The 21,310-nt window shown below is 69.0% G+C and carries 11 protein-coding genes; 7 read left to right on the top strand and 4 right to left on the bottom strand.

Going from position 1 to position 21,310, the window contains the following annotated elements:
* Positions 1 to 72: 72 nt before the first annotated feature.
* A complete protein-coding gene (locus ACZ7LV_RS08555) occupies positions 73 to 1,872 on the bottom strand; it encodes an HNH endonuclease (RefSeq protein WP_471937107.1) in 1,800 nt (599 codons plus the stop codon).
* Between the two features lie 444 nt (positions 1,873 to 2,316).
* Here ACZ7LV_RS08555 and pglW point away from each other — a divergent pair, with 444 nt between their 5' ends.
* Positions 2,317 to 7,011, top strand: a complete 4,695-nt coding sequence (gene pglW / locus ACZ7LV_RS08550; RefSeq protein ID WP_471937105.1) for a BREX system serine/threonine kinase PglW — start codon at positions 2,317 to 2,319, stop codon at positions 7,009 to 7,011.
* Positions 7,008 to 10,631 carry a BREX-2 system adenine-specific DNA-methyltransferase PglX gene (gene pglX, locus ACZ7LV_RS08545; RefSeq protein ID WP_471937103.1) on the top strand — a complete coding sequence of 1,208 codons (3,624 nt, stop codon included), beginning with the start codon at positions 7,008 to 7,010 and terminating at the stop codon, positions 10,629 to 10,631. Before pglW ends, pglX begins: the two co-directional genes overlap by 4 nt.
* On the opposite strand, the gene ACZ7LV_RS08540 is transcribed toward pglX, so the two are convergent.
* Positions 10,558 to 11,106 carry an ATP-binding protein gene (locus tag ACZ7LV_RS08540; protein WP_471937101.1) on the bottom strand — a complete coding sequence of 183 codons (549 nt, stop codon included), beginning with the start codon at positions 11,104 to 11,106 and terminating at the stop codon, positions 10,558 to 10,560. The two genes, pglX and ACZ7LV_RS08540, sit on opposite strands and share 74 nt — an antisense overlap.
* 242 nt (positions 11,107 to 11,348) lie before the next feature.
* Here ACZ7LV_RS08540 and ACZ7LV_RS08535 point away from each other — a divergent pair, with 242 nt between their 5' ends.
* The 3 genes from ACZ7LV_RS08535 to ACZ7LV_RS08525 all read left to right on the top strand — a co-directional run bounded on the left by ACZ7LV_RS08535 (position 11,349) and on the right by ACZ7LV_RS08525 (position 13,450).
* Positions 11,349 to 12,179: a helix-turn-helix domain-containing protein gene (locus ACZ7LV_RS08535; protein WP_471937099.1), complete on the top strand. Its 831-nt coding sequence runs from the start codon at positions 11,349 to 11,351 to the stop codon at positions 12,177 to 12,179.
* On the top strand, positions 12,176 to 12,379 hold the full coding sequence (locus ACZ7LV_RS08530) for a DUF397 domain-containing protein (RefSeq protein WP_471937097.1): 204 nt from the start codon (positions 12,176 to 12,178) through the stop codon (positions 12,377 to 12,379). The genes ACZ7LV_RS08535 and ACZ7LV_RS08530 overlap by 4 nt, the downstream gene beginning before the upstream one ends.
* A gap of 192 nt (positions 12,380 to 12,571) precedes the next feature.
* Positions 12,572 to 13,450, top strand: coding sequence for a hypothetical protein (locus tag ACZ7LV_RS08525; protein ID WP_471937095.1), 879 nt, complete (start codon positions 12,572 to 12,574; stop codon positions 13,448 to 13,450).
* Between the two features lie 246 nt (positions 13,451 to 13,696).
* Here ACZ7LV_RS08525 and ACZ7LV_RS08520 read toward each other — a convergent pair whose 3' ends face one another.
* Together ACZ7LV_RS08520 and ACZ7LV_RS08515 are read right to left on the bottom strand one after the other, a co-directional pair.
* Positions 13,697 to 14,095, bottom strand: coding sequence for a PIN domain-containing protein (locus tag ACZ7LV_RS08520; protein ID WP_471937093.1), 399 nt, complete (start codon positions 14,093 to 14,095; stop codon positions 13,697 to 13,699).
* Positions 14,092 to 14,388, bottom strand: a complete 297-nt coding sequence (locus tag ACZ7LV_RS08515) for a hypothetical protein (protein WP_359566255.1) — start codon at positions 14,386 to 14,388, stop codon at positions 14,092 to 14,094. Before ACZ7LV_RS08515 ends, ACZ7LV_RS08520 begins: the two co-directional genes overlap by 4 nt.
* A gap of 110 nt (positions 14,389 to 14,498) precedes the next feature.
* On the opposite strand from ACZ7LV_RS08515, the gene pglY reads away from it, so the two are divergent.
* Positions 14,499 to 18,386, top strand: coding sequence for a BREX-2 system ATPase PglY (gene pglY, locus ACZ7LV_RS08510; RefSeq protein ID WP_471937091.1), 3,888 nt, complete (start codon positions 14,499 to 14,501; stop codon positions 18,384 to 18,386).
* A complete protein-coding gene (gene pglZ / locus ACZ7LV_RS08505; RefSeq protein ID WP_471937089.1) occupies positions 18,383 to 21,280 on the top strand; it encodes a BREX-2 system phosphatase PglZ in 2,898 nt (965 codons plus the stop codon). Before pglY ends, pglZ begins: the two co-directional genes overlap by 4 nt.
* Positions 21,281 to 21,310 lie beyond the last annotated feature (30 nt).

Below are 21,310 nucleotides of genomic sequence, written 5' to 3'. Positions count from 1 at the left end.
GGCTCGGCGCATGGAGTGGCTCACCTCTGATGGCCGTTGAGGGTGGCAGAGCGGCACGGTCGTGTGACCTGCTCAGCCCCGCGTGATCCTGCTGAGTTCGCACAGAGCCCGGTGGTAGTCCAGGTGTGCTTCGTCTATGGGATGACCGTTGCGCTGACGAAGCCGTCCCACTGATTCATCCCCGTGCGTTTGCCTCACGACGCCATCGACATCGACGTAGATTTCGAGCCCGTCGAAGAGGACGTGGTGATTGGCGCACAGGCAGAGCAGGTTCGGTAGTTCGTCCGGACCGTCGTGAGGCGTTCCGAGACCACGTATGTGAGCGGCCTCGCTGTACGGTCTGCGCTTGTACTGCAGACGTGTCTCGCAGATCTGGCAGGCGTGGCCGTGCAGCTCCTTGACCCGCGTGGCGATCGCGGCGTCGCGAACAAGCTGTGAGGAGGTGCGCGTCCGTCGTGCGGCTGGACCGGTCGCACGCTCGGTCCCAGCGGCACCCTCTTTGCCGTCGGGCTCCTCGTCGACCAGGCCATCAGCCGTGGCATATCCGGCGAGGCCTACCCGATTCAGCAACTCACGCTGGTCGACACCGTCAAAGTACGTGCTGCACAGCTTGATCACGGCCCGCAGGCGGATAAGGGGGTCCCTCAGCAACTCAGCGCTTGTGTGGGTCAGGCCGGCGACGGGCTGGTGCGTGTCGAGGGCGCCGGTTCCGGGGGCAGTACCGGCGTCACGCTCCATTCCGTGCACCTCCCAGAGGTCGCTGCCACGCAGGTGCCAGAAGGGGTACTCGGGGGTGACTTTGGAACCGGGGAGTCCGAACTCGGCGAGAAGCGGACTCACCTCCGTCCGGAAGAGGGCCCACGGTGTCAGGCGTGGCCTGTCCACGGAGATCCGGGATATCGCCCACAGCAGGGCCAATGGCTGGTGGCGGCTGGGCGTTTTGCTTCCTGGTTGACGATGAGTACGGAGGGATCCGAGCCGCTCCAGCAGACCCTCTGCGGTTAGCCGGTCAGCTGTGGCTGAGGGCGGCGTCCGCAGTGACGGAACCACCGGCCTGCTCTTCGCCGGTAGGAGTGGGAGAACGCTGCGGTAGCTCTCGGGGGACCGCAGCGTAAGGCTCCACAGAGGTGCTGGAACGTTCATCTGGCGCAGCACGGGCGCTGCGAGGACAGGAGTGGGAAATTCCTCGACGTCACCCAGAGCCATGATGTGTTCCCAAGTGGCGTTGTCACTGTCGGCTCCCCAGACCCTCCGTGCCACGGGCGAGCTGGTGAACAGGTGGAGAATGCGTGCGCGAGCGAAGAAATGGTTCGCCGTGTAGAAATACACATCGTCACCGACGCGACGATCTCGCAGTGCTCGTACTTTTTCGTTGTTGGCTTGCGCGGTGGGAGTGGCCCCCCACAAGCGAGCGATTCCGTCTGGATACAGGGCATTCAGTATGGTCGCCTGGTCACCGAGCACATCCTGGATGTCCGAGATTCGGATGCCCTGGTGCACCGACTTGGCGAAGTTCTGTGCCCCTCGAAGCCGAGCCCCGCCGCGAGGCTGGAGGAGTATCTGCGGCTCTGCCTGCTGCGGGCGGTCCGCAGCGGTGCTTCCGTCCTCCACGGTGAAGCCAAGTGCTCGCAGACGGTGTGCCACTGTGCGTGCACCTCCGCTGAAGTCGTCGGCCGACAGCAGAGTTCCGACTGAGTACAGATGAGCTACGCCGGCTATGGCCTTAGAGTCGTAGCTGTCTCCGTCTACGACCAAGACGTATGTCAATGCCCTGCCGAAGCCGTAACGGCGGCAAAACGTTTCGCGTCCCAAGCCCCGACACTCCGCGACTGCAGCCAGCACGCCTGCGCGCGTGATATCTCCAAGTCCCATGTCGAGGACATTAGTAGGTAGGTATGACAAGTGCTGCCGCGTGCCTGCCTGTTGTCTCACTGCCGGCCCGCCTGCGCCCTCACTCGTGTTGCGCATGGGGGTGCAAGCGCAAGGATCTGCTGCGACTGGCGCGGTAATGGGGTGTGGAGGAGGGAGTGTCGGCGCGAGTGCACTCGGCGACGCTCGAAGTGCTTGAAGCGGCAAGGGCGGCTCGGCTCGCGGTGCCTCTGAATGCCTGGGTCGAGTCCATTGCTTGCCACACAGACTTCTTTTCCGGGCAAGAGAGATAAATCGGCTCAAAGTATTTCGCTATGTGAGGTGAATGTCCTGTAGTCCCGCTCTTCACGAACTCTTCTCATGTCGCTGGCACCCACTAAGATCTGCGCCAGGGGGCTGACCTTGGGCTGAGGCCACCTCGAGGGACACGAGGAGCGGGGAACAGGCATGCGGGAAGGCCGGTGGGTCACGGTCACCGAGTCCGAGTTCGATCACGAACGCCGTGGCCTGGACGCGGTCCGGGAGAAGCTGCCGGACTCCGATCCGTGGCGTGCGTGGTCGAACTTCACCTTCACCGCGAACACGGGCCACGTCCGCGAGGTCGACCTGCTGGTCGTGACCCCCGGCGGTGTCTGCATGATCGAGCTGAAGGACTGGCACGGCTCGGTCGCCTCCGAGAACGGCACCTGGGTGCAGACCACTCCCGGTGGCCGCCGCCGTACGCACGGCAACCCGCTGCACCTGGTGAACCGCAAGGCCAAGGAGCTGGCCGGCCTGCTCGCGCTGCCCGGCAACAAGCGGGTCTGGGTCGCCGAGGCCGTCTGCTTCACGGACAACAGCCTCCGCGTACGCCTGCCCGCCCACGACCAGAACGGCGTGTACACCGTCCACCAGCTGGTCGAGATGCTCAAGCAGCCCCCGCGTGACGAGCGGCGCCGCATCACCGCGATCGGCTCGCGCGAGATCGAGGCGGCCCTCAAGAACATCGGCATCCGCAAGAGCGACGCGCAGTACAAGGTCGGCCCGTACGAGCTGGAGCGGAAGTCCTTCGACTCCGGTCCCACCTGGGCGGACTACCTCGCCCGCCACAGCGACCTGCCCGAGGCGGCCCGCGTCCGCATCTACCTCAGCGAGCGCGGCTCCGACGCCTCCCTGCGCCAGTCCGTCGAGAACGCCGCCCGGCGCGAGGCCGCGGTGCTGGGCCGTTTCAAGCACCCCGGCGTGGTCGAACTCAAGCAGTACTTCCCCTCCGGGCACACCGCCGGCCCCGCGCTGATCTTCGACTACCACCCGGACACCCTGAAGCTGGACGAGTACCTGGTCCAGTACGGCGAGAAGCTGGACATCCTCGGCCGGATGGCGCTGGTCCGCCAGCTCGCCGAGACCATGCGCTCCGCGCACTCCAGCCGCATCCACCACCGGGCGCTCGCCGCCCGCTCCGTGCTCGTCGTCCCCCGGCCGCGCGGCAGGAAGGGCCGGGCCGTGGGGGAGGAGGCCGCCTGGCTCACCCCGCACCTGCAGATCTCCGACTGGCAGATCGCCACCCAGCGCAGCGGCGACTCCTCCCAGGGCCAGGGCATGACCCGCTTCGCGCCGACCGCTCTGTCCGCCCAGCACGTGGCCGACGACGCCGACGCCTACCTCGCCCCCGAGCTGACCGCCGTCAAGCCCGACCCGGTCCACCTCGACGTGTACGGGCTCGGCGTCCTCACCTACCTGCTGGTCACCGGCAAGGCCCCGGCCGCCAGCCAGGCCGAACTGCTGGCCCGCCTGGAGGCGGGGGAGGGCCTGCGCCCCAGCTCCCTGGTGGACGGCCTGTCGGAGGATGTGGACGAGCTGGTGCAGGCGGCCACCGCCTACCGGCCCGGCCAGCGTCTCTCCAGCGTGGACGAGTTCCTCGAGCTGCTGGAAGTCGTCGAGGACTCCCTCACCGCCCCGGCCCAGGCGGCCACCGCCACGGAGGCGCCGGGCGACGAGGACGACGACACCGTCGCCGACAAGGACCCGCTGGAGGCCGTCGCCGGTGACGTGCTCGCCGACCGGTGGGAGATCCGCCGCCGCCTCGGCACCGGCTCCACCAGCCGCGCCTTCCTCGTCCGCGACCTTGAGGCCGAAGCCCGCAGGACCCGCCCGCTGGCCGTGCTGAAGGTAGCCCTCTCCGACAGCCGGAGCGAGATCCTCGCCCGCGAGGCCGAGGCCATGGGGCGCTTGCGCCCCCACTCCGGCATCATCCGCCTCGTCGAGCCCGAGCCGCTGCACCTCGGCGGCCGTACCGTCCTTGCCTTGGAGTACGTCGGTGACGAGCGCGACGACGGCGGACCGGGCACCGAGGGCGGCGCACGCCCGCGCCGCCGCGAGGAGACCGTCGCCCGCCAGCTCCGCGAGAACGGCCGCCTCCAGGTCGACCAGCTCGAGGCGTACGGCGACTACCTCTTCGGCGCCGTCGACTTCCTCGAGGGCGAAGGCGTCTGGCACCGCGACATCAAGCCCGACAACATCGCCATCCGTATCCGCCCCAACCGCACCCGCGAACTCGTCCTCATCGACTTCTCCCTCGCCGGCTACCCGGCGAGCAGCACCAACGCGGGCACCGACGGCTACCTCGACCCCTTCGTCGACGTCATCACCCGCGGCTCGTACGACTCGCACGCCGAGCGGTACGCCGTCGCCGTCACCCTGCACCAGATGGCCTCCGGCGAGCTGCCCAAGTGGGGCGACGGCAGCGTCCTGCCCCGCATGACCGACGCGAAGGAGTGGCCGTACCCGACGATCGCGGCCGAGGCCTTCGACCCGGCCGTCCGGGACGGGCTCGTCGCCTTCTTCCAGAAGGCCCTGCACCGCGACGCGGCCACTCGCTTCCCCGAGCTGAAGCCGATGCGGGACGCCTGGCGCAAGGTCTTCCTCGACGCCTCGCAGACCGTCCCGTCCAGCCACCGTTCCCGCCACCCGGCCGCCACGACCACTGCGGCCACTGAAGAGGGGCTGCCCGCCGGGGGGATCGCTGACGCCGAGCCGGAGACCGCCGAGCAGCAGCGCGACCGCCTGGCCGCCGAGGTCACGCGGGACACTCCGCTGACGGTCTCCGGGCTCACGCCTACCGCCCAGTCGTTCCTGTACGGCCTGGGCCTCACGACGGTCGGCGAACTGCTCGACTACAGCCGCCGCAAGCTCGTCAACGCCCCCGGCCTCGGCGCCAAGACCCGCAACGAGGTCCAGCAGCGGCAGCGCGAGTGGGGCGAGCGGCTGCGCGAGATCCCCGTCTCGCCGCTCACGCCGAAGGGCCGCGCGGAGGCCAAGGAGGAGCTGGAGCAGCTGACGGCTGCCGAGTCCGCGCTCGTTGGGGAGCTGGCGACGGGCAAGTCGGCGGGCGCGCTGTCCCCGCGTACGCTCCGCTCCGTCAGCCTCGACACCCTCGCCACCGTCTTCGTGCCCGCCGTCAACAACAACGGCTCCAACCGCAGCAAGGCAGAGATGGTCAGGCTGCTGCTGCGCCTGCCCGACGAGCACGGGGTCCTGCCGGACATCGGCGTCTGGCCGAAGCAGAAGGACGTCGCGGACGGCCTCGGGCTGAGCCACGGCCGCATCCCGCAGCTGCTCAAGGACGAGCGCAAGCGCTGGAAGGCGGAGCCCGCCGTCCAGGCCCTGCGCGAGGAGATCATCGACCTGCTGGTGAGCATGGGCCGGGTCGCCTCGGCGGTGGAGATCGCGGACGCCTTGGCGGTCCGGCGCGGCACGCACCTCGCGGGGCGTGAGCAGCGGCGCGCGATGGCGCTGGCGGCCGTACGGGCCGTCGTCGAGGTCGAGCAACTGCTGCCGCAGGAAGCCGAGTTCCAGCACCAGCCGAACCGCAAGGCGACGGACGAGTCCCTCGGCGCCGGCCTGCTCGCGCTCGACGTACGCGAGAACGACGGCCCGGACACCCCGACCGCGCCGGGCCTGCTGGAGTACGCGACCCGCCTCGGCAAGACGGCCGACCGGCTGGCCAAGCTGGACACCCTGCCGACGGCGGCCACCGTGCTCGCCGAGCTGGGCGCGCTGACGGTGCCGCCGGGCGCGGTCGACTGGGACGAGCGGCGCATGGTGGAACTGGCGGCGGCCGCGTCCGTGAACGCCGCCGCCACGCCACGCCTGGAGATCTACCCGCGCGATCTGTCGCTGATCCGGGCGCTGCGCCTCACCCAGGCCGGGCTCGTCCGCTGGATCCCGGGCATGCCGGAGGGGCAGCAACCGGGCCTGACCGGCGAGGCCGTGCACGAGCGGGTGCGTGCTCGCTTCCCGGAGATGGTCGTTCCCGACGGGCGTGGCGGCACGCACCACGACCTGCCGACAGGAGGCCCCCTCACCAAGGCGTTGCGCGACGCCGGCTTCGAACTGTCGCTCAGCATGCGCGAGCGCGAGGGCGTGCTGCGCTATCTGCCGACGAGGGTGGACGACGCGTCGAGCTATTTGACGACAGGTGCGTGGCGGCAGTCGACGCGTACGGGCGCGGTGACGCGGTACGCCGACGACCCGCAGCTCGCTGGCGCGGTGCGGGCGGAGGAACGGCTGCTCGCGTCGGCTCGCCGGGACGGGTTCCGGGTGCTGACCGTCGGGCAGCGGTCGGTGCGCGAGGCGGTGGCCGGGCTGGGCAGCGAACGGCTGGGAGCGGAGGCGGTCTCGGTGACCGAGCTGTTCCTCGAGGCTCTGCACGCGCAGGTCACGCCGGGCACCAAGCCGACCTGGGAGACCCTGCTCAAGGCGGACGCCGCCGAGCCGGGCTCCAAGGGCGCGGTGCGGTTCGCGGAGTACGCGCGCACGGCGTGGGGCGCGGTGGAGCCCCGTATCGCGGAACTGCTGGGCAACGGTGGTGGTGGCGAGGCCGGTCCTGTGCTGCTGACGGAGGCCGGGGCGTTCGCACGGTACGACGCGATGGGCGTCCTGGACCGGCTGGCGTCGGCGGCCCGGCGGGGCGGGCGGGGGCTGTGGCTCCTGGTACCGCAGAGCGACCCGTCGCGCGAGCCCCGGCTCGGGCAGGTGGCCGTGCCGTACCAGGCCGGCCTGGGGGAGTGGATTCAGCTTCCGGACACGTGGGTGGGCAACGCCCATCGCGGGTCCGGCGAGGGTATGGCTAGTGCCAGTGGTGTCGAGGGAGACGCGAAGTGATCGACCGCAAGGCTCTGTTGAACGACCTGAAGCATCAGGTCAAGGCGGTCGAGACCGACCTGGGGCGCCAGGTGAAGGCGCTGAGGGATGTCGGTGCGCGGCTGCGTGCCGAATACGACCAGGCGCGCAAGCTGGGGCGTACGGCGGCGACGTGGACCTCGTGGCTGGACGAGCGGGTCACACAGGTCGCGGTGGCGTGGGTGCTGGGGACTGTCTTCGTGCGGTTCTGCGAGGACAACCGGCTGATCCCGGAGCCCTACCTGACGGGGCCGGACGGTGACCGGCGCGAGCTGGCGGAGTCCCGGTACGACGCGTATGTGGAGTCGGACGAGGACCCGACTTACCGGGGGTGGCTGGAGAAGGCGTTCGCGGAGCTGGGGCAGGGGCAGGCGGGGCGCTTGCTGTTCGACCAGCGGCATAACCCGCTGTACCAGGTGCCGCTGTCGCATGACGGGGCGCGGGATCTGGTCGAGTTCTGGCGGGGGAGGGACGAGACGGGCGTCCTCGTTCACGACTTCACCGACCCGCTGAACGAGGACGGCACGGAGGGCTGGGACACGCGGTTCCTGGGCGACCTGTACCAGGACCTGAGCGAGGCCGCGCGGAAGACGTACGCGCTGCTCCAGACGCCGGAGTTCGTGGAGGAGTTCATCCTCGACCGGACGATGAATCCGGCGGTGCGGGAGTTCGGGTACGAGGGCCTGAAGATGATCGACCCTACGTGTGGGTCGGGGCACTTTGTGCTGGGGGCGTTTCGGCGCTTGGTGCGGCTGTGGGGGGAGGGGCAGCCGGGGCGGGATGTGCATGAGCGGGTGCGGGCTGCCCTCGACTCGGTGCACGGGGTGGACATCAATCCGTTCGCGGTGGCTATTGCTCGGTTCCGGCTGCTGGTTGCCGCTATGGCGGCTAGTGGGGTGTGGACACTTGCAGAGGCGGCGAACTATGAGTGGCCAGTACGTCTGGCGGTAGGGGACTCGCTGATCAAATCCCGTCGCTCCCAGCAGGGCAACCTGTTCGGTGGGGTGGACGAGGACTTCGTGGATGAGTTGGCGCAGTTCAAGTACGCCACGGAGGACGTGCAGGAGTACCCGGACATCCTGCGGTCAGGGCGTTATCACGTGGTGGTGGGGAACCCGCCATACATCACGGTCAAGGACAAGACGCTCAATGCTCTTTATAGGGAGCTGTATTCGGCGTGTGCGGGCAAGTATGCGCTGTCGGTGCCATTCGCCCAGCGTTTCTTTGAGCTGGCCAAGCGCGGGGATGCTGCGGGGTATGGATATGGCCTGGTCGGGCAGATCACCGCGAACTCGTTTATGAAGCGCGAGTTCGGGACTCAACTCATCGAAGGCTACTTCGGGCACGCGGTGGAAATTACCGAGGTCATCGATACTTCGGGAGCCTACATTCCGGGGCATGGGACACCAACGGTCATTCTCGTGGGAAAGCAGCGAGGTGGCGACGGGCGAACGCCGGTCATCCGGACCGTTCGCAGCGTGCAGGGTGAACCGTCGGCGCCGGACAATCCTGAGAAGGGGCTGGTCTGGCAGGCAATTGTTGAGCAGATCGACAAGCCTGGTTCGGCGAGCCAGTGGGTGTCTGTGGATGACTTGGAACGAAAGAAGTACTTCGGGAAGCAGCCGTGGATCCTGGCCGACGGCGGTTTGGAACTGAACTCCTCCATTGAGGAGAGTGCCGCGGGGAGGCTGCGCTCAGAGCTCTCACGCGATATCGGCTTCGCTAGTTTCCCGGGTCAGGATGATGCCTTCATCAGCGACCCCCCTGCGCTGCGGCGGCAGGGCGTCGATGCCGCGCTTGCACGCCCGCTGATTATCGGCGAAGTCGTACGCGACTGGAACGTGGCTGCTGTCGAGCGTGCAATTGCTCCCTATAGTGCTGATCTCAAACCGCTGCCGTACGAAGAGGCCAGCTCTTGGGGTCGATGGCTGTGGAGGGTGCGTGGTCATTTGCGTTCAACCACGGACTTCGACGGTAAGACGCAGCAGGACCAAGGGAAGCCGTGGTGGGCCTGGTACAGGTGGGTCCCCGAGCGCTACCGCACCCCGTTGTCGCTGACCTTCGCGTTTGTAGCTACGCATAACCACTTCGTGCTGGACCGCGGCGAAAAGGTATTCAACCGTTCCGCGCCGGTGATCAAGCTGCGAGAGGAGGCAAGTGAGGAGGCGCACCTGCGGTTGCTCGGGCTGCTCAACAGCTCCACGGCTGGTTTCTGGCTGAGACAGGTCAGCCATGACAAGGGGCGCCCCGGTGCAGATGTAGCCGGTGCTGATGAACCTTGGGAGCATCGTTTCGAGTTCACGGGAACTAAGCTGGAGGAGTTCCCGCTTCCCTCTGAGTTCCCATCGGAACTTGGAGCTGCTCTGGACAGCCTTGCGCAGGATCTAGCGACGACTAGCCCCTCCTCTATCGCTTCCAACAGTGCGCCTACTTCGACTGCGCTACGTGAGGGTCGCGAGAAGTGGGAGGCCATCCGTGGCCGCATGATTGCCATCCAAGAAGAACTGGACTGGCAGGTCTACTCTCTCTATAGCCTTCTTGACCAGGAGATCATTGCGTCCGCTGAGGACATTCCTCCGGTTGCTCCTGCCGAACGAGCCTTCGCTATCGTGCTGGCCCGAAAGAGGGAACGCGGTGAGGTCAGTACCTCGTGGTTTGGACATCACAACCACAAGTTTGAGCCCATCACCGAAATCCCTGCCCACTGGCCCGCCCCCTACCGGGAGATCGTCCAGAAGCGGATCGACGCCATCGAGTCGAACCGGGCCGTCGGCATGGTCGAGCGGCCCGAGTACAAGCGTCGCTGGGCCACTGAAGGGTGGGACGCGCTCCAGGAGAAGGCGCTGCGGTCCTGGCTGCTCGATCGGATGGAGAGCCGCGACCTCTGGTTTGACGAGAACGGGCAGCCCGCCATCCTCACGCTCGCCCGCCTCATCGATGCGCTCTCCCGCGACGAGGACTTCGTTTCCGTCGCCAAGCTCTACGCACCCCGCAAGGAACTCGCGAAGGTCGTTGCCGAGCTGATCACCGACGAGCACGTGCCGTTCCTCTCCGCTCTGCGCTACAAGCCCTCCGGGCTCAAGAAGCGCGCCGACTGGGAAGAGGTGTGGGACCTCCAGCGTAAGGAGGATGCCGCGCCGGACGAGCCCGCCAAGCGGAAGATCCGGGACTCCATCCCCGTGCCACCGAAGTACACCTCGGCCGACTTCCTCCGCCCCTCCTACTGGCGAGCGCGCGGCAAGCTTGACGTGCCCAAGGAGCGCTTCGTCTCCTACGGGCAGACCAACGCCGCCACCCCCGAGCTGTACGGGTGGGCTGGCTGGGACCACCGGGAACAGGCGCAGGCCCTCGCCACGTACTTCACCAACACCGCGCTGCCCACCGAGGAGATCACGCCCTTCCTCGCCGGCCTGCTGGAACTCCAGCCGTGGCTGTCCCAGTGGCACAACGAGTTCGACATGCTCTACAGCGGCTCCCCGGCGGACTTCTTCGCCGGTTACCGCCAGCAGAAGCAGGGCGAGCACGGACTCACGGACGACGATCTCCGTAACTGGCAGCCTCCGGCCGCAACCCGAGGTCGTCGCGCCGCAGTGAAGAAGTAGCCGGAAACGACTCGGTGTTGTGCCTGTGCGCCGATGCCGAGTCTGCCGGACCGGGGGTCGCCGCGTGCTTGTGCGGGCGGCCTCCGGTCGGTACGCGCAGCTCCGCCCAGACCGTCTTGCCGGGGGCGGCCGTACGAGGGGTGACGCCCCAGTCGTCCGCGAGGGCAGCGACGAGGAGCAGGCCGCGGCCGGACTCGGATGCGGAGTCGGGAGCCGGAAGAGTCGACGGGGGTTGTTTCTCGGCCCGTGTGTCGGTCACCTCGATGCGGAACGTGCCCTCGGTCAGGGTGAGTTGCACGTGGAAGTCCCGGCCGGGGACGTGACCGTGGCGTACGGCGTTGGCGGTGAACTCCGCCGTGATGAGGGCGAGCGTCTCGTTGACCGGCGTCGCGTACGGGTGGCCCCAGTCGTTCAGGCGGTGCGACACGAGTCGGCGGGCGAGGCGGGCACCGCGCGGCGTTGAAGTGAAGCGCATGGTGAACTCGCGTTCGGGTGCGGGGTGCCGTGGCATATGCCCGTTCGGGGGAGTTGCTGCATTCATACGGTCAACGGTTGCGGACTCTGCGTAGCGTTGAACAGGAGCGATGCCCTGACGGGTACGGGCTGTACACGTCGGCTGTGCGCTTGTAAGCGGTATCGGGCGTGACCGGTTTCCGAGCCGCGTGTCGGGCGGGTGGAGTCCGGTGGCCGTGGTGGCTGTACGGGAGGAGTCGCGGCGTGGACGACGAGGTTCAGCAGCCGGAGTGCGAGGTCGGGACGGGCATCTTGTGTGTGTTCGGGCGGCAGTTGAAACTGTTCCGGGAACGAGCGGGGCTGGACCGGGCAAGGTTCGGTTCGCTGACCGGATACTCGGCCTCGACGATCGCGGCGTTCGAGCAGGCGAGACGTATTCCGCCGCCGAGGTTCATCGACCAGGCTGACGAAGTGCTGGACGCGAGCGGGGTGTTGAGCGCGAGTAAGGAGGAGGTGGCTCGGGCTCAGTATCCAACGTTCTTTCGAGATGCGGCCAGGTTGGAGGCCAAGGCGGCAGCCCTGCACCTGTACGCGACGAAGGCCGTACCGGGGCTGTTGCAGACGGAAGGGTACGCGCGAGCCGTGTTCTCCATGTGGCGGCCGCTGCTGGACGAGGAGACCATCAACCAGCGTGTCGCTGCTCGCCTGGCGCGTCAGGAGATCTTCTCCCGGACTCCGATGCCCACCATCAGCTTTGTCATCGAGGAGTTCGTTCTGCGGCGACCACTCGGTGGGCAGGCCGTGATGCGAGGCCAGTTGGAGCAGGTTCTGCTGCACGGGCACCGGCGTAACGTGGAAATTCAGGTGATGCCGATCGAGCGCGATGAGCATGCTGGGCTGGACGGCCCCTTCACCTTGATCGAGACGCACGAAGGGCAGAGGATCGCCTACGTGGAGGCGTACAAGGACAGCCGTCTCTACACGGAGCGGAGGCAGGTGCGGGAAATCGAGGAGCAGTACGGCATCCTTCGGGCTCAAGCGCTCACTCCGCGCGAGTCGCTGACCCTCATCGAGAAGTTGCTTGGAGAGAGATGAACGCCCAACAGCTCATAGAGCCCGTACCTGAGCCGGCCTGGTTCAAGAGCAGTTACAGCACGGGGTCGGGCGGCGAATGCGTCGAGGTCGCCGCCCTCCCCGACACGGTCCACGTCCGCGACTCCAAGGACACAACCCGAGTCGCCCTGACCGTACAACCCACGGCGTGGACCGCCTTCGTCGAGTTCGCGGCGCTCTGACAGGGGCGGCACTGATGGCAGGGCCTCACGGCGAACCTCTGTTTGTCGAAGGCCCTGCACATCCCGCCTGCCCAGGGGCGATCGGCACAGTGACGGCCCCGCCCCGCACCCCACCGTCACTCATGTAACGAGGTCTCAACGGAGCTGGTCTGACCAGGCCCTTGGAGTGCGGAGCTACTGTAAGTTCCTGCCATGAAACCGGGTAAAGGGATAGAGAACCCCGAGTCGCGCTTCTCTACGTTGTTGGTGAGCGCAGCCAAGCTTCCGGGTGTGCGTATCAACAGGGAGGCGTACCTCCGGAGCGCGCTGGCTCGCCGCTGCTCGGAGGAGGAGATCCGGAAGGCGATAGAAGAGACCCCCGCTGCGGCGGGCATATCTGTCGAGGTTCTCGACAAGGTGGCCGGCGACTCGATCCGCTACGAGACCGCCAAGGTCAGTGCTCTCTCCGCCGCCGCCGGGATACCCGGTGTCCTCGCTCTTCCCGCCACCGTGCCCGCCGATCTGGCTCAGTATGTCGGCCATATGCTGCGTATCGCGCAGAAACTCGCGTACCTCTACAGCTGGCCCGATCTGTTCTCCGACGAGGGCGACGACGTCGACGACGCGACCATGGCGGTGCTCACGCTGTTCTTCGGCGTGATGTTCGGTACCCAGTCGGCAAACGCCGCCGTGGGGAAGGTCGCGGCGATGATGTCGGAGCAGGCCGCCAAGAAGCTGCCTCAGAAGGCGCTCACCAAGGGCCTCATCTATCCCATCGTCAAAAAGGTCGCAGCCTACCTCGGCGTCAAGATGACAAAGGATTCCTTCGCGAAGAGCGTCTCGAAGGCCATCCCCCTCGTCGGTGCCGCCGTCTCCGGCACCCTCACCTTCGCGACCTACCTTCCGATGGCCAAAAGACTCAAGAAGCACCTCGCTGGCCTGCCGCTGGCGGATCCCTCGCACCGTATGGCGGACGGGGATGTCGTGGACGGCGAAGTAGTGGAAGACCACGAGGAACCGGTCGCCGCAACACACGCTGAACAGCTCGACGCGGACACCACTGCCGTCAAGTTGGAGGAACCTCAGCATTGACGCTGCGAGTGCCCTACTGACTGCCGACGGTCAGCGTGCTGACATCCGCCGGAGTGGCACGTCGCGGGCATCGCCGCCTACCTGTATTTCGGGATTCTCCCCTACGATCTGGACCGGTGGCCGACCTCGGGCCGGGTCGGCGAACCGCCCCCCGTGGGCCGGGCCTGCGTGGCACGTCCGAGCATCAAGGGGAGCGCGGGCACACCGAAGGAAGCGAGCTGCGAAGGGGGACGGGCCGTGATCGGCTCAGAGCTTCACGACCAGCACGCGGTCGGCGCACAGCCTGCGCATGTCGTCCTCGTCCGACGTGAACACGGTGACAGGGCCGGGCTGCCGCAGGGCGACGGCGGCGAGGGCAGCGTCGATGGCGTACTTGTGGCCGTGCAGGCCCGTCTCCTTCAGGAGACCGGTCGCCTCCTTGGCGATCTCCGCGGTCACCGGCTCGATACGGATCTTGGAGAGCGCCCAGTGCCACTTGGGAAGGTGGCGCGTGGGGTCGTAAGCCTCGACGAGAGTCATCGAGGTGGTGACGACCGGGATACCCGCGTCGTCGGCGTGCTTCAGGTAGGCGCCCATGCGACGCTCGCCGCGCACCCACTGCGAAAGCCCCTCGCTGTCGAGCACGTAGACCCGGTTTCCGGTCACGCGGCATCCCGCTTCGGACCGTGCGGCTGCTCACCGGTCTCGGAGGCGCCGGCTCGCTCGGCGTGCTGCCGCTCCAGGTCGCGGTGCTCGGCCTCGACCTCGGCCAGTTCCGCCTCGGTGATCTCCCCGTACTCGGACTCCCACCACCCCACCGCCTCGTGCAGACGCTCCCGCTCCCGCTGGCGCTCTATGGCGTGCGTGACGTAGCGGCTGAAGCCGCCGGGGCCGACCTCGGCCCGGATGGCCTCGGCGAGCTCCTCGGGAAGCGTCACGGTGTACTTCTTGGTTGCCATACCATCGACCATACCGAGGGTCTGATCAGGCAGCCAACCAGCAGCAGACATCTCCACACGATCGAGTACGAGCGGCGGCCGAGGTCGCCAGAAGGAGAGCGAGACAGGTAATGGCCCAGCCGCCCCTCCTCCGCGATGTCATCGACATCAAGAAGAAGATCTCCACCTCGGACTTCGTGCTGTCCCTCGCCGAGGCGACGACACCCGAAGGCGCCCAGAACGCGCTGAAGGACTACGTCGTCACCGAGCGGCTGCTGGAGAACTTCGACGAGGCGCTGGCCCTCATCAAGTCCTCGCTGGACGGACACCGCTCCAAGGCTGCCTACCTGCACGGCTCGTTCGGTTCCGGTAAGTCGCACTTCATGGCGGTGCTCTACGCGCTGCTCAGCGGCGACTCGGCCGCCCGTGCCCGTACCGAGTTCGACCCGGTGCTGACCAAGCACGAGTGGCTCACCACGGACGGCAAGAAGTTCCTGCTCGTGCCGTACCACATGCTCGGCGCCAAGGCCCTCGAACAGCGGGTGCTCGGCGGGTACGTCACGCACGTCAAGAAACTGCACCCGGACGCCCCGACCCCGCAGGTGTACCGGACCGACTCCCTCTTCGCCGACATCCGGGCCAACCGCTCCAACTTTGGCGACGAGGCAGTCATCCGCCGCCTGGGCGGCGGTGACGCGGGCGACGACGAGACGGACGAATGGGGTGAGGGCTTCGCCTGGACCCCGCAGCTCCTGGACACCGCGCTCGCCGCCGAGGAGGACCACGAGGGGGGCACGCCTCTCGACCTCCGCAACCCCTCCACCCCGGCCGAGCTGCGCGCCAAGCTGGTCAACGACGCCGCAACGAACCTGTTTCCCGGCTTTGCCCAGAACGCCGCCGAGAACGAGCACGGCTTCATCTCGCTGGACGCTGGTCTGTCCGTCATCGCCGAGCATGCCAAGTCGCTCGGCTACGACGGGCTGATCCTGTTCCTGGACGAGCTGATCCTCTGGCTCGCGACCCTGATCCACGAGCAGAAGTTCGTGGCCCGCGAGGCCAGCAAGATCACGAACTTCGTGGAGGGCGGCGACGCCCGACGTGCCATTCCCGTGGTGTCGTTCATCGCCCGCCAGCGCGACCTGCGCGAACTCGTCGGCGAGGAGGTGTCCGGCGCGGCGGAAGCCTCCATCCAGGACACCCTGAACCTGGCCTCCGGCCGCTTCGACAAGATCACTCTGGAGGACCGCAACCTCCCGCAGATCGCCCACGCGCGCATCCTCAAGCCGAAGGACGCCGAGGCGGAGCGGCTCGTCGACGCGGCCTTCGAGCAGACCAAGCGGGTCGGCACCCAGGTCTGGGACACCCTCCTCGGCTCGGAGAAGGGCACGACCGGCGCGGACGCGGAGTCGTTCCGGCTGACGTACCCCTTCTCGCCGGCGTTCATGGACACCCTCGTCCACATCTCGTCCGCGCTGCAGCGCTCCCGTACCGGTCTGAAGCTGATGGGCCAGCTGCTCGCCGACCACCGCGACGAGATCCGGCTCGGACAGCTCATCCCCGTAGGTGACCTCTACCCGGTGATCGCGGAGGGCGGCGACAAGCCGTTCACCGACAGCCTGAAGGTCGTCTTCGAGGCCGCCGACAAGCTCTACAAGACCAAGCTGCGGCCCTACCTCCTCAGCTCGTACGACATCACCGAGGACGACGTCAGGCAGTACCGCACCAGCCCCGAGACCGTCACCGACCCGCAGCGCGCCAACCGCTGCCGCATGTTCATCGGCGACAACCGGCTCGTGTGCACCCTGCTGCTGTCGGCGCTCGCGCCCAGCGTGCCCTCGCTGGCCGAGCTGACCATCCGGCGGCTCGGCGCGCTGAACCACGGGTCGGTCCTCGCGCCCATCCCGGGTGCCGAGGTCGGGATCATCAAGAACAAGGTCGCCGAGTGGGCGGCCAGGTTCCCCGAGATCAAGGAGACCGGCACCGACGCCAACCCCGGCGTACGGCTGGAGCTGTCCGGCGTCGACGTCGACTCGGTCATCGCCAACGCTCAGGTCAACGACAACCCCGGCAACCGGGTCGCCCTCGCCCGGCGCCTGCTGTCCGAGGAACTGGGCGTCGAGCACGGGCAGTTGAGCGACCAGCTCGGCTTCACCTGGCGCGGCACCACCCGCACCGCCGAGATCGTGTTCGGCAACGTCGCCGACGAGGACGAGCTGCCCGACCACGACCTGATGCCGCAGGAGGACGGCCGCTGGCGGATCGCCATAGACCTCCCCTTCGACGAGGGAGAGTGGGGGCCGGTCGACGACGTCAACCGTATCCAACGGCTGGGCGAGCGCCAGCAGGGCGAGCGGTCCCGTGTCGTCGCCTGGCTGCCCGCGCACCTGTCTGCCCAGCGCTTCGCCGACTTCCGACGGCTCGTCGTCATCGACAAGGCCCTCGCCGACGAGCACCGCTTCGACACCCAGTACGCCGGCCACCTCAACGCCGACAACCGCAGCCGCGCCAAGGGGCTCCTCGAAACCCAGCGCGAGGCCCTGCTCAAGCAGGTCAAGGGTGCCTTCAAGCAGGCATACGGGCTCGCCCAGAAGCAGCCGGCCGACGTCGTACCCGACTTCGAGGACCATCTTGTCCCGCTGCCCGACGTGGACGGTCTCACCCTGGCTTTCGGGCAGAGCCTGCACGACGGCATCCGGCACGTCGCGGGCAAGCTGCTCGCCCACCAGTACCCGGCGCACCCCGACCTCGACCCCGACGGGAGCGGTGTCGCCGTCAAGGCCGCCGACACCAAGAAGGTGTTCACGCACGTCCGGGCCGCCGCCGAGGCGCGTGACGGGCGGGTGGAGGTACCGGCCGCCGACCGCAGGCTCATGCAGCGGATCGCGGGGCCCCTGCGCCTCGGGCAGCAGAAGGAGGCGTACTTCGAGCTGTCCCGCTACTGGGCCGACCATTTTCGCCAGCTCGCCAGTGCCCAGGGCGTCACCGGGGACCTGTCCCTGATCACGCTGACCGACTGGACGGACAAGCCCGACCCGCGCGGCCTGCCCGACTTCCTCGCCCGGCTCGTCGTCGCCGCGTTCGCCGAGATGGACGACCGGGTGTGGGTGCGCGGCGGCACCGTCCTCGATCCCGCGCCCGAAGTGTCCGCGATCAAGGATCATGACGCGCTGCGCAGCCAGCCGCTGCCCACCGAGTCCGACTGGGACACCGCACGGCAGCGCTTCGAGACGGTCTTCGGGGCGAAGGCGCCGGCGCTGCGGCGCGGCCGGATGGTGAACCAGTTCGCCCGCCAGATCATCGAGGCCGCCCGCGCCCACCGCGACTACGCGGCCGACCTGGTGCACCAACTGGACGCCCACGCCTCCTTCCTCGGCCTCGACCAGACCGCCGACACCGGACGCCTCGCCCTCGCCCGGCGCTCCCTGCAACTCCTGGACGCCGTCACGGCGGAGGCCGGCAAGGGCGCGGCCGGGGCGAAGAAGACCGTGGAGGCCCTCGCGTCCTTCGACCTAGGCGAGACCAGTGCCGACCGGTACGGGACCTCCATCAAGCAGGCCCGCGGTGTCGCGGAAGCGGTCGCCTCCGCCGCCTGGGGCACCCTCGACCTCGCTGCCGGACTCGGGCCCGAGGGCGCGGCGCTGCTCGACTCGCTGCGCAACGTCGCCCGTGACGACCAGCGCACCGCGGACCTGCGCGACGCCCTGGCCCGGACCCAGCGCGAGGTCGTCGCCCTGGCGAAGCGTGCCCAGGCCGCCGCCACCCCGCCGCCCGCACCCGTCGCGCCGCAGCCCACGGCCGACGACCTGTCCCTGAACACGTCGACCAGTGACCCGCGCATCCCGTACACCTCGCAGGAGCCTCCCGCCCCGGCCCCCTCCGGCAGCGGCTCCGCGCGAACGGCCGGTGGCCGCCGTACGACCGTGGCACGCGCCGCCGCCGACCTCCAGGCGGAGCTGTCCGAACTGGCCGCCCGCCACCCCGACGCGACCATCGAGATCACCTGGAAGGTCGTGGAATGACGGACACCGTCGCCGCTGCTCCGGGCGCCGTCCGGCTGAACACCGCGACCGTCACCCAGTACCTGTCCTCGCAGTCCTCCCTCGCCGCCTCCCTGACCGGTGACGGCGGGGGCAGGCGGCGGGTGGTGCTGCTGCGCTCCGCGCCCCAGTGGGACGGGCCGGCCGAACCCGCCTGGGGCGAGGGCCGCACGGCCGGTGTCGCGGTGGCGCCGTCGCCGCTCGCGGTGCACGAACTCGTCCTCGACCATCTGGCGGGCCGCCGCCGCGGCCCCGCCGTGCTGGTCGTCCTCACCGACCGGGAACAGGGCGAACTCGACCCGGCGATCCTCGCCCGCGTCCACAAGCTGCGCATCGACACCGTCGACAGCTGGGACGTCGTCCGCGAGGCGTTCGGCGCCCGGCAGATCGACCCCCGGCTGAAGGACGTCAACTGGGCCGCCGAGGCGCTCCTCGACGCCACCCCGCCCGGCGGCTGGCCCGCCGTGCCCGGCGGCTGGCTGTCCCGCCAGTACGCCCTGACCGCGCTCGCCCAGCGCCGCCTGCGCCTGGGCCGCTACGACACCGAGGACGGCCCGCGCCGCCCGGGCGACGACCGGCTCGACGCCGGGGCCCTGCTGCACTGGTCGACCCGGCCCGGCGCCCCCGAACGGTTCCTCACCCTGCGCGGCCCCGAACGCGCCGGACTGGCGACCTTCCTCGGTGAGGAGGACCAGGCCGGCCTCGCTGGACGCGCCCTGCTCGCCCTCGTCGACGCCGAACGCGGCGCGGACGCCGCCGCCTTCGGCCTGGTGTGCACGGCCCTGTGGAGGCATGCTGCCCCCGCCCCCGAGACGTACCAGGCCCGGGGGCGCGCCGAACGCTACTTCGGGGACCGGCCCCCGTCACTGGGTGAACAGCTCGACGCCCTGGTGACCGTCTTCGGCCAGACCGCCGAGGAGTACGTCACCGGGCTGCTGGCGGCCGGACACCGCACCGGTGGCGGCGAAGCCGACCAGGCCCGCGAGGCACGCCGCACCACCGGCACCGTGCTGGACCGCGCGGCCGTACTGGCCCGCCAGTTCGGTGCGGAACACGCCGTCGCGGCGAGCCCCGTCCTGCGCGGTGGCCTCGACGCCCGGTTCACCGCGGTCGGCCAGGCCCTTGCGTCGGGTGACACGGCCGCGGTCGGGGACGCCGTACGCCTCCTGCAGGACCATCAGCTCGCCGTGGAACCCGAGGAGTCGGCCCGTGTCGAACGCGCCCGCATGGGAGAGCGCCTCGCCCGCTGGCTGGCCACCGACCCGCCCGCCGACGCCCCCACCGTCGCCGACGCCATACAGCGGCACGTCGACGAGACCGGCTGGGTGGATCTCGCCCTGGAGCACATCGAAGCGGGCGGCGACCGGGACCCCGTCCTCAAGGCCGCATACGACACGCTCGGCACCCGCGTCAGGGACCGCCGCCGGCAGATCGACGCGTCCTTCGCCGCGAACCTGGCCTCCTGGACGCAGGCCGGTACCCAGCCGGGCCGCATGCTCACCGTGGAGACCTTCCTCGACCGCGTGGTCGGACCGCTCGTCCGGCGTGGGGAGGAACGACGGGTGCTGCTGCTCGTGCTCGACGGCATGAGCGCGGCCATAGCGAACGAACTCGGCGAGGAACTGCGCCGCTCTTGGGCGGAGTTCGACCCCCTTCCCGTGGAGGGCGCACCGCTGCGGCGGGCTATGGCCGCCGCCATGCCCACCGTGACGGCCGTGTCCCGCACTTCGCTCTTCGCGGGCACCCTGATGAAGGGGACCCAGGCCGACGAGAAGCGGCTCTTCCCCACGCTGAAACTGTGGGGCGGGGCCCCGGCCGCCGTCTTCCACAAGGACGACCTGCGCACCGAGACCGCGGGCGACACCTTCGGCTCGGCGCTCACGGAGGCGCTCGCCGACGGCAGGACCCATGTCGCCGTCGTCCTCAACGCCATCGACGACCGGCTCGCCAAGGAGCAGAAACTCGGCGACGGCGCCTGGCGGGTCGACGACGTACCCGGCCTGCGCGACCTGCTGAGAGCGGCGGTGGAGCAGGGCATGGCGGTTCTCGTCACCAGCGACCACGGCCATGTCGTCGATCGGCACGGAGCGAAGGTCGATGCGGTCACCGAGCCCGCGTCCGCGCGGCACCGTCTGCCCGGCGGCCCGATCGGCGAACGGGAGATCGCCCTCACCGGCCCGCGTGTGGTCGGGCCCGAGCCCGGCGCGTCCATCGTCGCGCTCTGGGACACGGACTCCCGCTACACCGCCCTCAAAGCCGGCTACCACGGCGGGGCCTCCCTCGCCGAGGTCACCATCCCGGTCCTAGCCTTCCTTCCGTTCGGGGCGGAACCCCCCAAGGGATGGCGGGAGTTGGGGGACCAGCGGCCACCCTGGTGGGCTCCGGAGGAGGCGGGTAAGCCGGTTCCGGACGAGCGGGCGGCTCAGGCGGTCGGCGCGATTCCGAAGAAGGGCGCGACAAAACCCCGCAAGAAGCAGCCCCACCCTGAGTCGCTGCCCGAGGCGCTGTTCGATGTGGCGCTGACGGCCGGGGGAGACGACGCCTTGCTCACCCCGACCGTCGTCTCCCGGACCGAGGTGCTCGTCACGGCGCTGCTCGACTCGCAGACGTATCAGGTGCAGCTCGAAGGCCTTGCGCGCAAGCCGCAGCAGGAGCAGGTCCGCAAGGCGCTCGCCGCCCTGCTCGACGCGGGCGGCACCCTGCCCGTGACCGCGCTCGCCCAGCGGGCGGGCATGCCCACCGCCCGGGGCGACGGCTTTGCCGCGGTCCTCAGACAGCTCCTCAACTACGACGGTGTACAGGTGCTGGAGACCCTGCCGGACGGGCGCACGCTACGGCTCCACGAGGCGCTGATGCGCGAGCAGTTCGCCCTCTGAGCGGGCTGACGGCATGCGGGGCGCCTCCGG

The sequence above is a fragment of the Streptomyces sp. NPDC107562 genome (assembly GCF_055657325.1).
The sequence above is the reverse complement of the archived record's forward strand: the minus strand, read 5'-3'. Positions and strand labels throughout refer to the sequence as shown.